This is a genomic window from Pseudomonas sp. 910_21, from assembly GCF_052850735.1.
This window is the reverse complement of record NZ_VXCY01000008.1, coordinates 79,834-99,473: the sequence shown is the minus strand read 5'-3', so window position 1 is coordinate 99,473 and position 19,640 is coordinate 79,834. Positions and strand designations below refer to the sequence as shown.

Genomic DNA, 19,640 nt, shown 5'->3' with positions numbered 1-19,640 from the left:
CAAGCCGGCTCCTACAGCGGCCAGCAGACGTCAGCCCCGAGCGAAAGCCCGCAGCACTTCGCCGTCCATGCGGTACTTGACCCACTCCTCCTGAGGCTGCGCACCCAGGGACTTGTAGAACTGGATCGCCGGTTCATTCCACTCCAGGACACTCCATTCGAAGCGTCCGCAATCGTTGTCACAGGCGATCTGCGCCAAGTGCCGCAGCAGTTGCTTGCCCGCCCCGCCACCGCGCTGTTCCGGGGTGATGTAGAGATCCTCCAGGTAGAGGCAGTTGCTGCCCAGCCAGGTGGAATAACTGAAGAAAAACACCGCAAAGCCGATCGGCACGCCGTCACGCAAGCAGATCAGGCCGTGGGCCGTGGCACCTTCACTGAACAGGCTGCGCTCGATATCGGCGACGCTGGCAATCACTTCATGACGAGCCCGCTCGTAGTCGGCGAGTTCAGTGATGAAAGCAAGAATCTGTGGGGCATCGCTGGGCAGTGCTGGACGGATTACGACGGTCATCGACGGTTCTCTTGGCGGAATCAGGCGGCCATATTAGAACGACAGCCGAAATACATGCACGGGCATTTACGCGCTGCTGATTCCTCGACCCGAGGCTTACTCCGCTATCGACTAACCATGAGGCCTGCAGGATCACAACAAACAGCGCAGAGGGCCATGTTAGAAAGCCTCCCACGACTACAAGCATAAGAGAGAGGCGCTTTCATGTCCGTGCGGACTATGCAGGAATCCAGGGCCCCGGGCCCCTTGTTCGGGTTGTTTTGTCTGGGCAGCTATCTGTTGTCGCTGTCTTACGGTTCGACCTTTCTCCTGTCCTTGCTGATCAGCAGCCGCGGCGGCAATGAGCACAACGCCGGCAGCGTGATTTCGGCAGCGATGCTCAGCACCTTCGTCGCGGTGATCGGTTCCGGGCACCTATCGGACTGGCTCGGCGCCGCACGTTCGGTGGCGCTGTTCGGCTGCCTGCTGGCCCTGGCCAGCCTGGGCTTTGCCCTGACCCCCGGGTTCGGCGACACCCTGCTGCTTTTCGGCCTGACCCTGGGCCTGGGCTGGGGAGTGTTCTACACCCTGGGGCCGATCATCGTGGCGATGCTGGTGGAGCCCGCGCAACGGGCCCGTTACTTCGCCCTGCTGTCGGGCAGCATGATGACCGGCATAGGTTCCGGGCCGCTGCTGGGACGCCTGGGCAGCGCCCTGGGCTATCCCGTGACCAGCGCTTTTTTCATTGCAGCGGCGGCCAGCCTGCTGGGGGTGCTGATCTTTTGGCGACTGGGCGCCCGCTTGAGTCGCGAACCCAATCACCTGGGCACTGCGGCAGCCCGGATCACCTGGAGCGGTGCAGCACGCGTGCTGTCTTCCAAGGCCCTGTGGCCAATCCTGATGGTCGGCCTGGGCGGCTGCGTGTTCGGCGGGCTGTCGAGTTTCCAGACCAGCTACGGACCGTCCCGGGGCGTGGACTATTCGCTGTTCTTCCTCGGGTTCATGAGCGCCGCCATCGCCAGCCGGATGCTGATCGCCGGCATTGTGGTCAAGCGTGACCCCTATCGCGCTTGCTGCTTGCTGTCGGGGTTGATGGTGGTGTCGATCCTGCTGTTCCTGTTTGTCGTCGACAGCAGCACCAGCTACCTGCTGGCCGCAGTGATACTGGGGGTTGGCTATGGCCTGACGTACTCGGTGATCAACGGCATGGCCGCCAACGAAGCACCTGAGGGCAGCACCTCGCAGGCACTGCTGTTGTTCAGCCTGTCCTACTTTGTCGGGGTGTTCGGCTTTCCCTGGCTGGCTGGACGGATCATTGTCGAGGCCGGCATGCAGGCGCTGCTGTTCACCGTACTGGCCGTTGCCCTGCTGAACTGGTTGATCAGCCTCGGCCGCCTGGGCTGGCGCCGAGCGTTGCAACTGCGTATGGCCCACAATCCATAGCGCCGTTCGTCGATAATCCGGCACCAACCCCACGCCAGGGCAGACCAATATCAGGTAGCGACTCTAACAATGGAGGCAACACCATGATCAAGGTCCAACTCTCAGCCCTGGCCCTGGCCGGACTGTTGTCCAGCGCCGCCCTGGCGGGCACCACAGGCCCCACCAATCCGGTAGAAGGCCCACAATCCCCAGCCCCCCAGAGCACACCGAAGATCAACATCAACCCGCCGGCCATGGACGAAGGCTCGCTGCCGCCGGCCACCGGCACCGACCCACGAATCCAGGGCAACGACAACGGCCGCCAGGGCGGCGCCGGCACCCTGGATGCCACGACTCCGGATAACGGCAAGACCGGTAGCGGATCGAAAACCACCACCGGCGGCGCAGGCTCTGAAGGCAGCAGCCAGTAACATCTGCCGCCGGTGCAATCCAACTGGCCCTGCGCAAGGCTGGCTGAAGGCCCATCAGGCCCGCAACATTGCGTCCACTTCAGCGCTGCACGGCGCGGTGGCCGGGCCACGGCGGGTCACCGCGATAGCCGCCGCCGCATTGGCCCGACGGGCCGCTGCCAGCGGTTCATGACCCGCAGCAAGCGCCGCAACGAAGACACCGGCATGAGCATCGCCGGCACCATTGCTGTCCACTGCTTCGACCTTGAACCCCGGCACCAGAACAGACCGCCCCTGCTGGCCGATCCAGCAACCCCGGGGGCCGTCCCGCAGTACCAGCAAGGCTTTGGGCGACAACAGTGAGCCGAGCTGCTGCAAGGCTTCGACAATCTCCGAGCTGGCACTCAAGCGCAGCGCCTCGACTCGGTTACTGCTCCAGATATCGATACGTGGCAGCAAAGCCGCCATCAACGGAGAATCCGCCGATTCCACCAGCGGCCCCGGGTCGAACATCAGAGGCACCGAGGGTGGCAATGCCAGCAGCCAGTCGACCAGGGCCTTTGCCTTGCTCGCCTGAAGCAGGCTGTAGCCACTGACGTAGAGGTAGTCCCCCGCCCTCACCTCGACCTGCGCCAAGTCTTCGACCGTTAGCTCGCCCTCGGCACCGATATGGGAAATGAAGGTGCGCTCGGCAGAGGCTTCAGTCAGGGCCACGCATAGACCGGTGTCGGCCCCCAGACTGGGTTCCAGGCTCATCTGGATGCCTTCGGCCTGCATCGCCTGCCGCGCCAGCTCACCAAAGCGCCCCTGGCCGTGACGGCCGAGATAGACCACTGGCAGGCCATTACGCGCGGCCGCGGCCATGACATTGAAACCGCCACCAGCCTCGAAACTGGCCGACTGTGCCAGCACATCACCGCCAGAATCCGGCAGGCGATCCACCGCCATCACCAGGTCGACGATCACCTGGCCACTGTGGAGCAATCTAGGCATTGGCATTCTCGACGAAAGCCCCACGCCGGTCGCGGGCGCCGCCCAGCAAGCCATAACCACCACCGGCCACGAGAAAGGTGACGATCCAGCCCAGACCGTTTTGCCCCAACCAGGAATCGGCCAATGGCCCGGTGAACCAGACATCCTCGGCCGTGGTGCCGATGCTGGTGAAACAGAAGCCCAGGACGATGGCCAGCACCCAGGCACCAAAGGCCCGCCATTCGATGCCGCCCTGATACCAGTAAGCACCGCTCGGGCCCATATTCAGTAAATCATCGGCGCTGTAGTAGTGGCGATGGGTCAGGTCCACCACGAAGATCCCCACCCAGGCCGTGATCGGCACCGCCAGCAAGGAAATGAAGCTGATGAAGGGGCCGTAGAAACTGTCGGCGATCAGCATGAAGTAGATCGAACCCAGGAAGATCGCCACGATCTCCACCAGTACCGCGTAGACCCGCTTGACCTTGAGGCCCAGGGTCAGCACGGTGAGACCGGCGGAATACACCGACAGGTTGTTGGACAGCAGCAGGCCACCAAAGGCGGCGATCAGGTAAGGCACGGCCATCCAGGTTGGCAGCATGTCGCGGATCGCGATGATCGGGTCCACCGCTGAAGCCAGATGATCATTGCCGACCGACAGCAAGCCTCCCAAGGTGATCAACAGCACCAGCGGGATACCGGCACCGAAGGCCGCCGAGGCCACCAGGCGTCCGGCGGTGACCGAACGTTGCTGATAACGAGACATGTCTGCCCCAGAGCTGGCCCAGCCGATCCCGGTGCCTGCGGCCATGGTGCCGATGCCGATGATCATCGCGCTCATGGGCGCGGGGGAGGCATTGAACACGGCGTTCCAGTCGATGGTGGCACAGAGAAAACCGCCCACCAGTATGTTCAGCGCGCCGAATCCATAGGTGGCCCACTTCTGGATCACCAGCAACGTGGCATGGCCCAGACCGGACACACTCAGCGTCATGAGCACAAAGAGGCCGATGAACAGCAGGGTCAACAGCGGCGCGTCCTTGGCCGAGGCCGGGGTGTGGAACAGGATCGAACTCAGGGACAGCAGAACAAAAGCTGCGGTGGTGGTATTGACCGTCTCCCAACCGACTCGCGACAGCATGGACACCAGGGTCGGACCGATATTGCCGCGCACACCGAAAATGGCCCGGGACAGGGTCAGGCTCGGCGCCCGACCACGACGACCGGCCACTGATATCAGCCCGACCACCGCGAACGACCCCACCGAGCCCAGAATCGCCACCAGCAGCACCTGCCAGATCGATAGGCCGCGAAACGCTACCAGGGTCGCCCCCAGGGGCAAGCCGAGAATACTGATATTGGCCGCGAACCAGACCCAGAACAGCTGCAAAGGATGGCCGTTGCACTCCGCTTCCGGAACCGGCTCGATGCCACGGGTTTCCAGTTGCCCGGCACTAGGCCCGACGGTCGATGAACTCATGAATAAGGCTCCTGTTGCCATTGTTGTGGTTTTTGGCAATTTCGGAAGTCACTGAACATCCCGGCATTCCTGGCCGCGTTTTTTAGCTTTCCATAGCCATGGGTGTTGTCAGAGCAAGATGGCTCAGCGCAGAGCCAGCAGCTCTTGTACCAGAGGCTGCAGATCCAGTTCATTGACCTGCTGCACCCGGTCGATCAAATCGCTGGGCCACGCCTCCAGTCCGAGGCAGGCGCCGAGCATGGCCCCAAGAATCGCGGCAATCGTGTCGGTATCGCCCCCCAGGCTGGCAGCCATGCACAAGGCCTCGAAGGCTTCCAGATGCCCCAGCGCCACTTGCCCGGCCAGGGCAAAGCTGGTCACCACCGACTCCTGGGAAGCCACCGAGGTACCCACCAGCTCATAGAGCATCCGGGCAAACCCCTGCTTGTCGCCATCCACGCTCAGCGTGGCGGCCCACTCCAGGCGCGCGGCAATATTGGCACCGGCGACCCAGTACCCTTGAGCCTGCGCCTGCCGGGCAATCTGCACCCCAAGGGGCAACGCGTCGGCCAGGCATGTGCCATTGATCCCGGCCGACACCACCGCCGCCACCGCCGCTGCACTGGCGATACCCAGGCTGGTGTTGTGGGTGACCTGGCACGCCTGGACCACTGCCTGGATGAAACCGTCGGAGTGGCCGACATCGCTGGCGATGCCCACTGGTGTGATACGCATCGCGGCGCCATTGGTGGTGCCGTAGCGGCCGGCCTCTTCCACCGAATGGCCAGCGAGGATCAGTTCAATCGCGTGTTTGGTGGAAGGGCCGAGCAGGTCCTGGGAGCCTTTGGCCTGCATCGCGGCTTCCCATTCGATGAGGCTCCTGGCCAGCGCAGTGGGAGCGATCCGGCCTTGGCCCTGGACCAGTAGGCGGCCCACCAGGATCGCCTGCTCGGTATCATCGGTAATGGAACCGGCTGGCATATTCGCCGCGATCGGCTGGTCCGGGCCGGCATCTTCCAGGCTACGGATAGCGCCAAAGCGCTGCTGGATCTGTTCACGACTCAGGGACTGGGTCGGCATGCCCAGGGCATCGCCCAGGGCCAATCCATAAAAAGCTCCAAGCGCCCGCCGGAGCAGGCTCACCGCGACTCTCCAAATTGCAGGTGCATGCGAAAATGCTGCGGGTCCAACAGGCTCTCCACCTGCTCCATGAAGCGTCCCTGGCGGTCATAGGTGGTGCGCAGGGCCTTGAGGAACACCTCCCCGGGAGCACGGCCCAGTAGCTCGGCGTCTTCGGCACTCAAGGGTTCAGCGCCGATCCACTGATCGCCACGCTCGCCGATATAGCCGTAGGCGGCCAGGGTAATGGTCAGGGAATCATCGATCAGGCCAACCCGGGGCAGGCCTTCAAGCTCGCCGGATGCCGGGATCAGGGAACGTTCAAGGGATAGCACCCGGCCCTCGGTGCTGCGACGGCGACGGTCCAGGGCAATGAATTGGTCTGTGCCCAGGCGGTGCTTGAGGTCGGGACGGCAGATCGCTTCCAGGCGCAACACCTCGGTATTGACCAGCGCTCCGCTGTCGGCCAGGGCCTGGGCCCACCCATGATGCTGGTCCAGGGCCACACCGTCGAAGGTGACGATGGAGCCGACGCCGCTCTGTGTGGCGATGTAGTTGCGACGCTTGAGCTCGGCCAGGGCCTCGCGCAAGGTGCCGCGACTGACACCGAACTCCTCGGCCAACTGGTGCTCCCCCGGAAGCTGGAAGCCGTCTTCCATCAGACCGCTTTCAATGCGCCGGATCAGCTCGTCGACCACTCTTGTTTTCTTATCGAATCGGACATGTTTGATCATGTCCGGTTTGATACATGAAAGGTCGGATCAAGAGCAAGAAATATCTTCTTACATCAGCTTGAAACGTCTGCCTGAGGCTCAAGACCTATGGGGAAAAACGTTCCGCTGCTCCACACGCCCAACCAGCTCTGTCCATCAAGGGTGCGCGTCTGCGCCAGCTCCACCAATTGGTAGAAGACGTTGCGATGGATCAGCGCCTCAAGATTGTGTCGCACCAGAATATAGGGCGCGGGCTCCTGGGTCTGAGGATCGATCACCACGCGCAAGGGATGTTCAGCGCTGGCAACCACCTGTTCATCGACATGAGTGGTGAAGCGCAGCACCTGGCTTTCGCCCTGCCCTTCGACCTCCAGGGTCACGGCAACGAAGGGTGCGTCATCAACCTTGATCCCCACTTTCTCCACCGGAGTGATGAGAAAGTACTGGTCGCCATCGCGACGGATGATCGTGGAGAACAGCTTGACCATCGGCTTGCGGCCGATGGGTGTGCCCAGGTAATACCAGGTCCCGTCGCGAGCGATGCGCATGTCGATATCGCCGCAGAAATCGGGGTTCCACAAGTGGACCGGCGGCAGGCCCTTCTCGGCCTTGGGAATCTGCGCCAACAGGTCGTTGGCCTTGCCTGGTCCACTCATACCGCTCTCCTCAATCAATCAGTCGCTCAAGCCCAGCAAACCGCGGGCGTATTGCTGCAACGGCGGGCCGAGCAGATCCTGGGGCTTGTTGTCGTGGAACGTCAGTAAACCGCCACGACTGCGAATACGTGCCGAATCGATCAGATACTGGGTACTGGTTTCGATCAGCATGATCTGGATGGTACTGGTATCGACCCCCAGGCGGTCGACGGCTTCCTGATCCAGCCACTCATCGGAGTTGCCGATACGGTCATCCGCCTTGGCAAAACGGGCATAGAGCAGATAATGCGCCCCCAGTTCCCGGGCTTCGGCCATGGCTTCGTTGAGGCCTTCGGCTGCACGGGCGCGACGCACCATGGGGAAATATTCGATAAAGCCGTTGAAGGCTTCCTCCGCTACCACGTTGGGTCGCGGGTAAGCGCTGCCTGGGGGAGCAAAAGGCCCCTGGGCGATGAAAATGAACGAATCCGGCTGAATGCGAAATGAGCTGGTACGGCGGGTGTCACTGTGGTCGAGCACCCCAGCGTCACTCAAGTGATAACGCACCCCTTCGCCCATATCACTGACATTCATGCAGCCGCCGAGCGCCAAAAAGGCCAGCAGCAAAACCAGGCTACGCATCCTACCCTCCAAAATCCGGTGACGGAAAACCGGCGAATGGCCACGGGATGCAGCTTCCGCGCCAGCTACGCGATTGAAGGAAATTCACTGAAGATCAGCCTCACCCACCGATGATCTTCATCACCGTGGCACCACCGGAAAAGGCCACATCCTGCTTGTCTCCCAAGGCCTTGACCAACAAGCGCTGTAGGGCCGGCAAGGCTTGATGGCGCGGCTTGTCCAGCAGATCGCCAACATAGTGACGATTGCTCGAAGACAGGCAGCCGTGCAACCAGCCAGTGGAAGACAACCGCAGGCGCGAGCAGGTCCGGCAGAACGGCACACTCTCGTTGGCAATCACTCCGAAATGGCCAAGGCCGGGAATCTCGTAGCGCACGGCCGTGGCATCCAGTGGCGCGTCGGCCTGGAGGTAGTCGTAACGCTGGCCGATCAAGTCCAGCAACTGCTGCAGGCTGACAAACTGCTGCAGGAAAGCATTGCCATCACTGGCCAGGTGGCCCATGCGCATCAATTCGATGAAGCGCAATTCATAGCCCTGCTGCAGGCAGTAGTCGAGCAACGGCATGACCTGATCCAGGTTCTGTCCACGCAACGGCACCATGTTGACCTTGATCTTCAACCCCGCCGCACGAGCTTGCTGCATGCCATCCAGCACAGTGGCCAGATCCCCGCCGCGGGCGATACTGCGAAAGGCCTTGGCATCCAGAGTGTCGAGAGAAACGTTGATTCGACGGATCCCTGCGTCCAGCAACAATGGCAGCTTGCGCGCCAGCAACTGGCCGTTGGTGGTCAGACTGATGTCATCCAGGCCCATCCGCCCCACCGCCCCCATGAAGGCTTCCAGCTTGGGGCTGACCAGGGGTTCACCGCCGGTGATGCGCAAGCGTTCGATGCCAGCCGCTTCGATCAGATACGCCACGCCCCGAGCCATCGCCTGGGCCGACAACTCATCCTGGGCAGCCACCAGCCGCTTGCCGTTGGGCACGCAGTAGGTACAGGCGTAGTTGCAGGCAGACGTCAGACTGATCCGCAAGTTGCGAAAGCGCCTACCTTGACGATCAACGATCATGGATGACTCCGGCGTAAGAAGGGAGAACCGGCAAAACCTGACTCAAAAATCAGGTTTTAGCAAGTCCCATGCCTGAGTATATTCCTCGGACACAGCGCCATACAGTTACCCGATGGCGCAATACAACGGGCAAATGCCTCAGCCGTTGGAAGTGTCGGGGTCGCGCTTGCGCTTGTTACCCATGCGCACGCCAATGTCCATCAGGAACTGGAAGAAACCTTCCTGATCCTCAAGCACATTGCTCCAGAACGGCGAGTGGTACAGCGCCACAGCACCGTGCACCAGCGCCCAGGAAGCGCAGTAGTGGAAGTAAGGCGGCACGTCTTCCAGCTTGCCTTCGCTGATGCGGCCCTTGATCAGCAGGGTCAGGCGCTCGAAGTTGGAAGCACGGATCTTGTGCAGTTCCTCGACCATCTCCGGCACCTGATTGCCCTTGACCACCTTCTCTTCCAGGCGGTCGAACAACCGGTAACGCTGCGGATCGCGCATGCGGAACTCGAAGTAGGCCCGGGACAGGGCCTCCTTGTCCTTGTCGACATCGGCAGAGTGCAGCAGCTCGTTCAGGTCGCGCTCATAATCGAGCATCAGGCGCAGGTAGATCTCCGCCTTGGACTTGAAATGCTTGTAGATGGTCCCTTTGCCGATACCCACGGCATCCGCAATCATCTCGACGGTGACGCTGTCTTCACCTTGTTCGAGGAACAGCTTGAGCGCGGTATCGAGAATTTCTTGCTCACGGCGACGAAACTCACGGACCTTACGAGGTTCTTTCTGCATAAGAAAAGGTCTGTTCGGGGTCAAAATCGAAGCCGCGTATTATGCCTAACTTGCGCCAAAATGCACGGATCATCCGTCGTTGCCACTGTTTCTGACGTAAAAGCCCACTAGACGACAGGACGCAGATGAGTCGCAAACATCCGGAAAATCCAGTGAATACGGGGCCGGCAAGCGGTTCAAATAGAAAACATCGATAGCTATATAGCCTCGGATCAGACCGTAAAGTCTCAATTTTTCTGTAATCGGCTCTCGATACCGGCCTCAGCCCCACACTCGACGAAAACACCGCAATGAGTCGCAATGGCTTCACTGCCTCGCAGGAGTGTTGCCTTTATCAGCATCAGGAAATATCACCGATGAGCCTCGAAAGAGCCACCCAGGACAGGCGACAGGTCTGAAAGTATCGATGCCATTGATGGGGATCAGGCTTCCGGGAAATTAAACTGCAACAGCTTGTGTGTTTAACAGGGCGGGAAAAATCGTCTAAATCGCGCAAATTTTGCAAAAAAAGGCTGATATTTGATGATTTTCAGCGAAGTAAGCCCTAAAACATGGCAAATGAGAACTCAACCGAAGCGCCCGTATTCCAAATTTGTTTAAAAAACGAGCAGGGCCAACTGGACTGAATGCAATAGTGATCAATACTTGAACTGTCGGCGGGACATCTCCCCCAAGTGAAACGCCGATCAAGGTACCGAAGGACCGCGTGCCTTAGTTTTACTCCTAATGGTCTTAACCCGGATTCACCCCCCAGAACCCGGGTTTTTTTTGCCTGGAATTTGCCCTCCCACGCACTGGCGGCTCAGGCCTCGCCCTTGACTCGCGCCAGGGGAAACAGACGCTTGAAGTTGGTCGTGGTCTGTTCGGCAAAGGCGTCATAGGCTTCGCCCCGCAGCATCGCCAGGAACTCCGCCACTTCACGTACGTACTGCGGCAAGTTGGGCTTGCCGCGATAGGGAATAGGCGCCAGATAAGGCGAATCGGTTTCCACCAGCAAGCGATCGGCAGGCACCTGCCGCGCCACATCGCGCAACGCGTCGGCATTGCGGAAGGTGACAATGCCCGACAGAGAAATATAGAACCCCAGGTCCAGAGCCGCCTTGGCCATGTCCCAGTCCTCGGTGAAGCAATGCAGTACGCCGGCATTGGGCAATGCCGCTTCACGCAACAGCGCTAGCGTATCGGCCCGGGCACCGCGGGTATGCACTACCACCGGCTTGCCAGTCTGCTGCGCGGCCTGCAGGTGCAAGCGGAAGGACTCCTGCTGCAACTCGGCAGCTTCCGGCTCGTAGTGATAATCCAGGCCGGTCTCGCCGATGGCCACCACCCGCGGGTGGTTCAATTCGTCCAGCAACCAGTCCAGCGCCGGTGCCGCCCCCGGTTGCACATCCAACGGATGCACCCCCACCGAACAATCGACGTCGTCATAACGCTCGGCCAGGGCTTTGACGTCCGCCGCGTTGTCGGCACTGACGCCAATGCACAGAAAATGCCCGACACCGCGCTGACGGGCCGCCTCAAGCGCGGCATCCAGTGAGCCGTCGTGGGCGGCAAGGTCGAGACGATCAAGGTGGCAGTGGGAATCTACGAGCATAAGAGGCTGCAACTACATCCGATAAATGAAAGGGCCGGACTGCACAGTCCGGCCGGATACAGGCTTGATTCTAGGTGTTGCCCGTCAGCGCTGGGTAGGCAGCGCCGACCACTGCACCAACAGCGCTTCCAACAGCAACACGCGGTTAAGGTTGGCCTTGCTCAGCACCTTTTGCCGCTGGGCCAGGATCCAGTCCTGGATCGCCAGCACCTTGTCCTGGCTGGACTTTTGCGCCAGGTACTGCAGCACCTTGCGCATGTCCTGCAAACCCAAGCCGTCTTCGTCCTGGGTCAGTTGGTACCGCAGGATCAGGTTCGACCAGTCACAGAACCAATCGAACAGCAGCAACAAGGGAATGGCATTCCAGGCCTCGGCCAACTGGGTTGGCGACTGTTGCTGCTTGAGCAACTTCTTCACCCCCTCCACCACCAACGCCCGCTGCTCACGCACGCCTTGTGCCTGCAGGCCGACGGCAGCCAGCGGCGATCCCGCTGCCAGGGTCAGCAGCTCCAACCGCTCCTCCTCGGTGCATTCGGGCAAGGCCTGGGACAGCCACTGCCGACTCATTGCCGAGCTGGGCAATGGGCACGCCTGCTGTACACAACGGCTCTTGATGGTGGGCAACAGCCGGCTGGGCTGATGGCTCACCAGCAACAACACAGTGTCGCCTGAAGGCTCCTCAAGGCTTTTCAACAAGGCGTTGGACGCATTGATGTTCATCGACTCCACCGGCTCGATCAGCACCACCTTGCGCCCGCCCAGTTGCGCAGTCTGGACCACGAAGCTCACCAGATCACGAACCTGGTCGACCTTGATCGCCTTGTCCGCCTCTTCGGGCTCCAGCACGTAATTGTCCGGATGACTGCCCGCCTGCAACAACAGGCACGACTTGCACTGACCGCAGGCATCCAGCCCATCGGGGCGCTGGCACAACAACCGCGCCATCAGGCGCTCGGCCAGGGCCCGCTTGCCAATTCCCGCCGGGCCGTGCAGCAGGTACGCGTGAGCATGCTGCGCGCGCCCCGCCAACTGCTGCCAGAGGCCGTCCTGCCAGGGGAAGACCTCAGCCACGGGCGCGCTCCAGCAATTGTGGCAGCAAGGCATCCAGGGACTGCTGGACCTGCGCCAGTGGCTGCGCCGCATCCACCAGGAAATAACGCTGTGGAGCAGCTTCGGCGCGCTTCAGGTAAGCCTCACGGACCTTCTGAAAAAACGCCTGGCCTTCCTGTTCGAAACGATCCAGCCGGCCACGGGCACTGGCGCGGGCCAGACCGACGTCCACTGGCAGGTCAAAAACCAGGGTCAGATCCGGGCGCAGCTCGCCTTGGACGAAATCCTCCAGGGCAGCGATGCGCGCAAGGCTCAGGCCACGACCAGCACCCTGATAGGCGTAGGTCGAATCAGTGAAGCGGTCGCACAGCACCACCGCGCCCCGGACCAATGCCGGGCGAATCACGGTGGCCAAGTGCTGGGCGCGGGCAGCAAACACCAACAGCAGCTCGGTATCGGCATTCATGACCTCCTCACCCGGAGTCAGCAACACTTCGCGAATCCGTTCAGCCAAGGGCGTGCCACCAGGCTCGCGAGTCAACACCACTTCGATACCTGCGGCGCGCAAACGCTCGGCGAGGTACTCGCGGTTGGTGCTTTTGCCGGCACCTTCCGGGCCTTCCAGGGTAATAAACAAGCCAGTCACAGGCAGTCCTTAATCAGAGTCATTGCGGGCTTTTCAGCGCGGGTTCGGGCTCCACCGGAGTGGGAGCTACAGCCGGCTCAGGCGACGCTGGCGGCGAGCTCTCCGGAGCCGCCTGAGGCGCGACTGCCGGCGCCGGACTCTCGGCTTCGGAAGCAGCCGGAGCAGTTACAGGCGCCGGGCTGGAACGATAGTCGGCGCGACGCTTGAGCTGAAATTCGCGCACGGCGCTGTTATGGGCATCCAGATCATCGGAGAACACATGGCTACCGTCGCCGCGGGCCACAAAATACAGGCTCTTGCCCGGTACCGGATTGAGAGCGGCATGAATCGCCTCGCGCCCGACCATGGCAATCGGCGTGGGTGGCAAACCGGCGATCACATAGGTGTTATAGGGTGTGGCTTCCTTGAGGTGCGCCCGGGTCAGCTTGCCGGTGTAGCGCTCGCCCAGGCCATAGATCACTGTAGGATCGGTCTGCAGCAGCATGCCGATCTGCATGCGCCGCACAAAAACCCCGGCGATCTGTCCACGCTCCTGGGGCACGCCGGTTTCCTTTTCCACCAGCGACGCCATGATCAGCGCCTGATAGGGGTCGCTGTAGGGCGCATCGTCCGCACGCTTGCCCCACTCCTTGGCCAACACTTCGTCCAGACGATCGTAGGCCTTCTCCAAGAGTTCGGCATCAGTCATGCCCCGCACAAAACGATAGGTATCGGGGAAGAAACGCCCCTCGGGAAACACGCCGCCGTGACCGAGTTTCTCCATCACCTGGCTGTCGCTGAGACCAGCCAGGGTCTGTTGCAATTTGTCGCTCTTGGCCAGGGCACTGCGCACCTGACGGAAGTTCCAGCCCTCCACCAGGGTCAGGCTGTACTGCACCACCTCGCCTCGCTGCCAGAGACCGATCAGGCCTTCGGCAGTCATGCCCGGAGTCATACGGTACTCGCCGCTGTGCAAAGGCTGGCCCGGCAAGTTGAAACGCCAGTACAGGCGCAGCCAGAACGCATCCTGGATCACGCCATCAGCCTGCAGACGATTGAAGGTTCCGGTGGGCGTAGAACCGGCGGGAACATCAAGCAACTGCTCCTGACCCAGGTTCAGCGGTTGTTCCAGGGCCGAGTGCAGTTTCCAGGCACTCGCGCCCAGCAGCAGCCCTGCCAGGACCAGTCCGGTTTCCAGCAGGAGCAGAAGTTTACGTCTCACGAATCAAGCATCCAGTAGTGCGCGGGTAATGCCCTGCAGTTTACGGGTGAGCGGTCCTGTCGACCAGCGCATCCCGGCGCAGGCACGCACCGGCCAGATGCCATAGACACTGTTGCAGACAAAGACCTCGTCCGCCTGTTGCAGTTGATCGAGACTGATATCCGCCACTTCAACGGGGATGCCTTGTGACTTGGCCTGAAACAAAATTTCAGCGCGCATCACTCCTGCCACACCGCAGCGGCTCAGATCAGCCGTCAGGAGACTTCCTTGGCTGACCAGAAACAGATTGCTGAATACGCCTTCGATCACCCGTCCGGCACCATCAAGCATCAAGCCTTCGGCGTGCTCGGGATCGCGCCATTCAGCGCGAGCCAGAACCTGTTCAAGGCGATTGAGATGCTTGAGGCCCGCCAACAGCGGTTGCTCGGATAAACGCGTGACACAAGGAAATAGCACAACCCCCTGATCGGCATGAACCGCAGGATAGGCCGGCAAAGCGCCGCCCTGGAGAATCCGCCGCGCAGCGCCTGCAGGATCGGCGGCATATCCTCGCAGACTGTCGCCCCGGGTCAGGATCAGCTTGAGCACGCCCTCACCCAGAGCGGCCGCATAGGCCAACACTTCACTGCGGATCAGCGACTGATCCGCATTCAGAGCAAGACGTCGACAGCCTTCGGCCAGACGCTGCAGATGCCGCTCCAGCAGTTGCGGCTGCCCGGATCGGACAGCGATGGTCTCGAACAGACCATCGCCATAGGCCAGGCCGCGGTCCTTGAGCGACAGTGCGTCAGCCGGCCGACCGTCGACCCAGCTATGCATCACTCGGAGAACCGGCGGAACACCAGAGAGCCGTTGGTGCCACCAAAGCCGAAGGAGTTGGAGAGCACCACATCGATGTCCATGCTGCGCGCAGTGTGCGGCACAAAATCGAGGTCACAGCCCTCATCCGGTTCATCCAGGTTGATGGTGGGCGGCGCGGCCTGACTGTTGATTGCCAGTACGCTGAAGATCGCCTCGATCGCCCCGGCAGCACCCAGCAGGTGACCGGTCATGGACTTGGTGGAGCTGACTGCGAGCTTGTAGGCATGGTCGCCAAACACGCTCTTGATCGCTTCGGCCTCTGCCAGGTCACCGGCCGGAGTCGAAGTGCCATGGGCGTTGATGTACTGCACTTGATCGACATTGAGCTTGGCGTCGCGCAAGGCGTTGGCGATGCAGCGAGCGGCACCGGCACCATCGGCGGGCGGCGACGTCATGTGATAGGCATCGCCGCTCATGCCGAAGCCGATCAGCTCAGCGTAGATCGTGGCACCACGGGCCTTGGCGTGCTCCAGCTCCTCCAGAACCAGCGCGCCGGCGCCGTCGGACAGCACGAAACCGTCGCGACCCTTGTCCCACGGCCGGCTGGCGCGGGTCGGCTCGTCATTGCGAGTCGACAGCGCACGGGACGCACCGAAGCCCCCCATGCCCAGGCCACAGGCGGCCATTTCGGCGCCGCCGGCAATCATCACGTCGGCTTCGCCGTAGGCGATGTTGCGCGCAGCCATGCCGATGCAATGGGTACCGGTGGTACACGCCGTTGAAATGGCGTAGTTCGGCCCCTGGGCACCCAAGTGGATGGACAGGAAGCCGGAAATCATATTGATGATCGAGCCAGGCACGAAGAACGGAGAAATCCGTCGTGGTCCGGAATCGTGCAGGATGCGGCTGGTTTCTTCGATATTGGTCAAACCGCCAATACCTGACCCCATGGCCACGCCAATGCGCTCACGGTTGGCATCGGTCACTTCCAGGCCGGCGTTACGCACCGCCTGAAACCCGGCCGCCAGACCGTATTGAATGAACAGGTCGAGTTTGCGGGCCTCTTTGACCGACAGGTATTCCTCGACATTGAAGCCCTTTACCGAGCCGCCAAAACGGGTGGAATAGGCAGAAAGGTCGGTGTGTTCGATCAGACCAATGCCACTTTGGCCAGCCAGAATGCCCTGCCAGCTACTCGGTACATCCGTACCCAGTGGCGACAACATACCCATACCGGTGACTACGACGCGTCTACGCGACACAGCACTCTCCTTTTTCTAATGACGACACTTTGTATCAGGCCTAAAGAAAAAACCGCACGCCGTAACGGCAGTGCGGTTTTTCCATGACAGCAAAAGACGACTACAAACGATTAAGCCTGGTGGCTGGTAACGTAGTCGATAGCTGCTTGAACGGTAGTGATCTTTTCAGCTTCTTCGTCAGGGATTTCGGTCTCGAATTCCTCTTCCAGAGCCATCACCAGCTCAACGGTGTCAAGGGAGTCGGCACCCAGGTCTTCAACGAAGGAAGCGGTGTTCACAACTTCTTCTTCTTTAACGCCCAGTTGCTCAGCAACGATTTTCTTGACGCGCTCTTCGATGGTGCTCATACCTTGTTTTCACTCCTAATGGACAAATTCAGGCAGCTGGCCAGTGGGTAAGTGTATAGAAAGGCTTTTCAGCTTTTCAACTGAAAGCTTCATCCCTCAAACCCTTTGGCCATCTGCCTATAAATTGATTGCAGCTTTATAACGGATTTTAGACAGCTCGTATGACATTTTTTTGAAGCAATCCGTCACATTTGACTCACATATACATCCCGCCGTTGACCGGGATTGTAGCCCCAGTAACGTATGCCGCACCGTCGGATGCCAGAAAAGCGACCACTTGCGCGATCTCTTGAGCCTGACCCAGACGACCCAGCGGAATTTGCGTCAGCAGGGCTTCACGCTGTGCTTCCGGTAGCTCGCGGGTCATATCGGTATCGATAAAACCTGGAGCAACCGAGTTTACAGTGATCGACCGCGAACCCACTTCACGCGCCAGGGCACGGCTGAAACCTTCCAGACCGGCTTTGGCGGCGGCGTAGTTTACTTGGCCTGCGTTGCCCATGGCACCCACAACCGAGCCAATACTGATAATTCGACCCCAACGAGCCTTGGTCATGCCACGCAGAACGCCCTTGGACAGGCGATACAGACTGTTCAAGTTGGTATCGACCACGTCATACCACTCGTCATCTTTCATGCGCATCATCAGGTTGTCGCGAGTGATACCGGCATTGTTCACCAGAATCGCTGGCGCACCGAACTGCTCGGTGATGCTGGCCAGGACCGCAGCCACGGACTCGTCGCTGGTGACATTGAGCTCAAGACCAGTGCCTTGAATGCCGTTTTCCTTGAGGGTGGCGGCGATGCGCTCGGCCCCCGAAGCGGAAGTGGCAGTACCCACTACAGTGGCGCCCATACGCCCCAGCTCAAGCGCGATGGCCTGGCCGATCCCACGGCTGGCGCCGGTCACCAGTGCAACTTTACCTTGCAGACTCATGCAAGCTTCTCCTAGTTCAGGCCAACGCTGCACGAGCGGCAGCGAAAGCATCTGGGGTATTCAGGTTAGAGGTCGATACGCCTTCAGCGCAGCGCTTGTTGAGACCGGCAAGGACCTTGCCCGGACCGCACTCGACCAATTGGGTAGCGCCTTGGGCCGCGAGGGTCTGCACCGACTCGACCCAGCGCACTGGCTTGTACAACTGCTCCAGCAGGTCGCGCTTGAGGGTGTCCAGATCGGCCGCTACAGCGGCGCTGACATTCTGCACCAGCGGAATCTGCGGAGCCTGCCAGTTGATCGCAGCAATCGATTCAGCGAAACGCTCAGCCGCAGGGCGCATCAGTTCGCAATGGGATGGCACGCTGACCGGCAATGGCATGGCACGCTTGGCACCACGAGCCTTGCAGCCCTCAATGGCACGATCCACCGCAGCCTTGGCACCGGCGATGACCACCTGGCCCGGGGAGTTATAGTTCACCGCGCTGACGACTTCGCCTTGTGCCGCTTCAGCACAAGCGGCAACTACGTCGGCGTCGTCCAGGCCAAGAATCGCAGCCATGCCGCCCTGCCCCGCAGGCACGGCTTCCTGCATCAACTGACCACGGCGCTCCACCAGCTTGACCGCTTCGGCCAGGGTCAGGCTACCGGCGGCTACCAGGGCACTGTATTCACCGAGGCTGTGACCCGCGACGAAGGCCGGACGCGCACCGCCCTCAGCCAGCCATACGCGCCACAGGGCGATGGAGGCAGTGAGGATGGCCGGTTGAGTCTTGTCGGTCTGATTGAGCAGCTCTTCGGGACCTTGCTGGGTCAGAGCCCAGAGGTCGTAGCCCAGAGCATCGGAGGCTTCTTTGAACGTGTCGAGGATCAGCGGGTACTGCGCGCCCAGCTCGGCCAACATGCCGAGGGACTGCGAGCCCTGTCCTGGAAAGACGAATGCGAGGGATGCAGACATGTAACAAGCCCCTAATGATCTTGTCGTCGGAGAATTGACGTCACACCGCAGTGGACGCAAGAAACTGACAGTTGGATGGCCAATTGAACTGAGCGGTCACATTTAAGCACTCCACAGGTAAAACGCCTAAAGCAACAAGTCTTCAAGACGCCCATGCAGGCGTCGCGGCAAGTCTTCCTGGATTTCAATCAGCGCACGCTGAATCGCACTCTGAAAACCCTGAACCCCTGCCGAACCGTGGCTTTTCACCACAATCCCCTGCAGCCCGAGGAAGCTAGCGCCGTTGTGCCGAGCAGGCGCCAGGTCCGCCTGCAGCCGCCGCATCAAAGGCAAGGCCAGCACCCCTACAGCCCGAGACAACAGATTCCGCTTGAACAGCGCCTCGATACGGGAGGCAATCATGGTGGCCAGGCCCTCGCTGGACTTGAGCAAGATATTGCCGACGAACCCGTCGCACACCACTACATCCGCCTCACCCCGATACAACCCGTCACCTTCGACAAAACCTATATAGTTCAAGCCACGAGCCTGCTGCAGCAGGCTCGCCGCCAGCTTGACCTGCTGGTTGCCCTTGATGTCTTCGGTACCGATGTTCAGCAAGGCAACCCGTGGCCGGACGATGCCCAGGCTTTGCGCCGCAACCGACCCCATGATGGCGAACTGCAACAGGTGCTCGGCACTGCAATCGACATTGGCCCCCAGATCCAGCAACTGGCAATAGCCGCGCTGAGTGGGGATGGCAGCCACCATCGCCGGACGATCGATGCCGGGCAGGGTCTTGAGTACGTAACGCGACAGAGCCATCAGCGCCCCGGTATTACCAGCACTGACACAGGCCTGGACCTTTTCATCCCGCAATAGCTCAAGAGCCACCCGCATCGACGAATCAGGCTTGCCACGCAATGCCTGAGCAGGCTTCTCATCCATGGTGATCACTTCGCTTGCCGGAGTAATCGTCAGGCGCGCGCGATCCACAGCCGAATGACCGGAGAGCAGCTCTTCAAGAAGGGAGGGTTGACCGACCAGGGTCAGGTGCAGCGAGGGGGTAGCAGAAAGGCAAGCAATACTGGCCTGAACAATGCTGCGGGGACCGAAGTCCCCGCCCATTGCGTCAATCGCGATGACTTGAGCGGACAAGGA

General features: G+C 60.9%; 21 protein-coding genes. 2 read left to right on the top strand and 19 right to left on the bottom strand.

All coding sequences use genetic code 11. The annotated features are described in order from the left end of the window. Positions 1-30 precede the first annotated feature (30 nt). Positions 31-510, bottom strand: coding sequence for a GNAT family N-acetyltransferase (locus FW796_RS23920; RefSeq protein WP_346631882.1), 480 nt, complete (start codon positions 508-510; stop codon positions 31-33). A gap of 204 nt (positions 511-714) precedes the next feature. Here FW796_RS23920 and FW796_RS23915 point away from each other — a divergent pair, with 204 nt between their 5' ends. Together FW796_RS23915 and FW796_RS23910 are read left to right on the top strand one after the other, a co-directional pair. Next, positions 715-1,932 (top strand): MFS transporter, encoded by a 1,218-nt coding sequence (locus tag FW796_RS23915; protein ID WP_446440163.1) that lies wholly within the window; start codon positions 715-717, stop codon positions 1,930-1,932. Positions 1,933-2,015: 83 nt separating this feature from the next. After that, entirely contained in the window at positions 2,016-2,342 is a 327-nt protein-coding gene (locus FW796_RS23910; protein WP_346631884.1) for a hypothetical protein, read from the top strand. A 54-nt stretch (positions 2,343-2,396) separates the two neighbouring features. Here FW796_RS23910 and FW796_RS23905 read toward each other — a convergent pair whose 3' ends face one another. The 18 genes from FW796_RS23905 to plsX all read right to left on the bottom strand — a co-directional run bounded on the left by FW796_RS23905 (position 2,397) and on the right by plsX (position 19,637). Then, positions 2,397-3,314, bottom strand: a complete 918-nt coding sequence (locus tag FW796_RS23905) for a PfkB family carbohydrate kinase (protein ID WP_346631885.1) — start codon at positions 3,312-3,314, stop codon at positions 2,397-2,399. Then, positions 3,307-4,773 carry a purine-cytosine permease family protein gene (locus tag FW796_RS23900; RefSeq protein ID WP_446440162.1) on the bottom strand — a complete coding sequence of 489 codons (1,467 nt, stop codon included), beginning with the start codon at positions 4,771-4,773 and terminating at the stop codon, positions 3,307-3,309. Before FW796_RS23900 ends, FW796_RS23905 begins: the two co-directional genes overlap by 8 nt. A 123-nt stretch (positions 4,774-4,896) precedes the next feature. Further along, on the bottom strand, positions 4,897-5,895 hold the full coding sequence (locus FW796_RS23895; protein WP_346631887.1) for an ADP-ribosylglycohydrolase family protein: 999 nt from the start codon (positions 5,893-5,895) through the stop codon (positions 4,897-4,899). Then, positions 5,892-6,605: a GntR family transcriptional regulator gene (locus tag FW796_RS23890; protein WP_346631888.1), complete on the bottom strand. Its 714-nt coding sequence runs from the start codon at positions 6,603-6,605 to the stop codon at positions 5,892-5,894. The genes FW796_RS23895 and FW796_RS23890 overlap by 4 nt, the downstream gene beginning before the upstream one ends. A gap of 53 nt (positions 6,606-6,658) precedes the next feature. Beyond that, positions 6,659-7,240: a DUF1285 domain-containing protein gene (locus tag FW796_RS23885; protein ID WP_346631889.1), complete on the bottom strand. Its 582-nt coding sequence runs from the start codon at positions 7,238-7,240 to the stop codon at positions 6,659-6,661. Positions 7,241-7,258: 18 nt separating this feature from the next. Next, a complete protein-coding gene (locus tag FW796_RS23880; RefSeq protein ID WP_102863903.1) occupies positions 7,259-7,861 on the bottom strand; it encodes a DUF4823 domain-containing protein in 603 nt (200 codons plus the stop codon). Positions 7,862-7,961: 100 nt separating this feature from the next. Next, positions 7,962-8,930: a GTP 3',8-cyclase MoaA gene (locus FW796_RS23875; protein ID WP_346631890.1), complete on the bottom strand. Its 969-nt coding sequence runs from the start codon at positions 8,928-8,930 to the stop codon at positions 7,962-7,964. A 138-nt stretch (positions 8,931-9,068) separates the two neighbouring features. Continuing rightward, complete coding sequence (locus FW796_RS23870; protein WP_159897239.1) at positions 9,069-9,707, bottom strand: TetR/AcrR family transcriptional regulator; 639 nt, start codon at positions 9,705-9,707, stop codon at positions 9,069-9,071. An 802-nt stretch (positions 9,708-10,509) separates the two neighbouring features. Beyond that, positions 10,510-11,301, bottom strand: a complete 792-nt coding sequence (locus FW796_RS23865; protein WP_346631891.1) for a TatD family hydrolase — start codon at positions 11,299-11,301, stop codon at positions 10,510-10,512. An 84-nt stretch (positions 11,302-11,385) separates the two neighbouring features. Further along, positions 11,386-12,372 carry a DNA polymerase III subunit delta' gene (locus tag FW796_RS23860; RefSeq protein WP_446440161.1) on the bottom strand — a complete coding sequence of 329 codons (987 nt, stop codon included), beginning with the start codon at positions 12,370-12,372 and terminating at the stop codon, positions 11,386-11,388. Then, positions 12,365-12,997: a dTMP kinase gene (tmk, locus tag FW796_RS23855; RefSeq protein WP_404938783.1), complete on the bottom strand. Its 633-nt coding sequence runs from the start codon at positions 12,995-12,997 to the stop codon at positions 12,365-12,367. Before tmk ends, FW796_RS23860 begins: the two co-directional genes overlap by 8 nt. A 19-nt stretch (positions 12,998-13,016) precedes the next feature. Then, positions 13,017-14,198: an endolytic transglycosylase MltG gene (mltG, locus tag FW796_RS23850; protein WP_404938781.1), complete on the bottom strand. Its 1,182-nt coding sequence runs from the start codon at positions 14,196-14,198 to the stop codon at positions 13,017-13,019. A 3-nt stretch (positions 14,199-14,201) separates the two neighbouring features. Beyond that, the gene (gene pabC, locus FW796_RS23845; RefSeq protein WP_404938779.1) at positions 14,202-15,017 is read right to left on the bottom strand and encodes an aminodeoxychorismate lyase; all 816 of its coding nucleotides are present in this window, start codon (positions 15,015-15,017) and stop codon (positions 14,202-14,204) included. Next, positions 15,017-16,261 (bottom strand): beta-ketoacyl-ACP synthase II, encoded by a 1,245-nt coding sequence (gene fabF / locus FW796_RS23840; protein ID WP_011060119.1) that lies wholly within the window; start codon positions 16,259-16,261, stop codon positions 15,017-15,019. The genes pabC and fabF overlap by 1 nt, the downstream gene beginning before the upstream one ends. A gap of 110 nt (positions 16,262-16,371) precedes the next feature. After that, positions 16,372-16,608 carry an acyl carrier protein gene (gene acpP / locus FW796_RS23835; protein ID WP_003175607.1) on the bottom strand — a complete coding sequence of 79 codons (237 nt, stop codon included), beginning with the start codon at positions 16,606-16,608 and terminating at the stop codon, positions 16,372-16,374. A gap of 196 nt (positions 16,609-16,804) precedes the next feature. After that, positions 16,805-17,545 carry a 3-oxoacyl-ACP reductase FabG gene (gene fabG, locus FW796_RS23830; protein WP_011060118.1) on the bottom strand — a complete coding sequence of 247 codons (741 nt, stop codon included), beginning with the start codon at positions 17,543-17,545 and terminating at the stop codon, positions 16,805-16,807. A gap of 16 nt (positions 17,546-17,561) precedes the next feature. After that, complete coding sequence (gene fabD, locus FW796_RS23825) at positions 17,562-18,500, bottom strand: ACP S-malonyltransferase (protein WP_016968270.1); 939 nt, start codon at positions 18,498-18,500, stop codon at positions 17,562-17,564. Positions 18,501-18,626: 126 nt separating this feature from the next. Further along, the gene (gene plsX, locus FW796_RS23820; RefSeq protein WP_346631896.1) at positions 18,627-19,637 is read right to left on the bottom strand and encodes a phosphate acyltransferase PlsX; all 1,011 of its coding nucleotides are present in this window, start codon (positions 19,635-19,637) and stop codon (positions 18,627-18,629) included. Between the last annotated feature and the right edge of the window lie 3 nt (positions 19,638-19,640).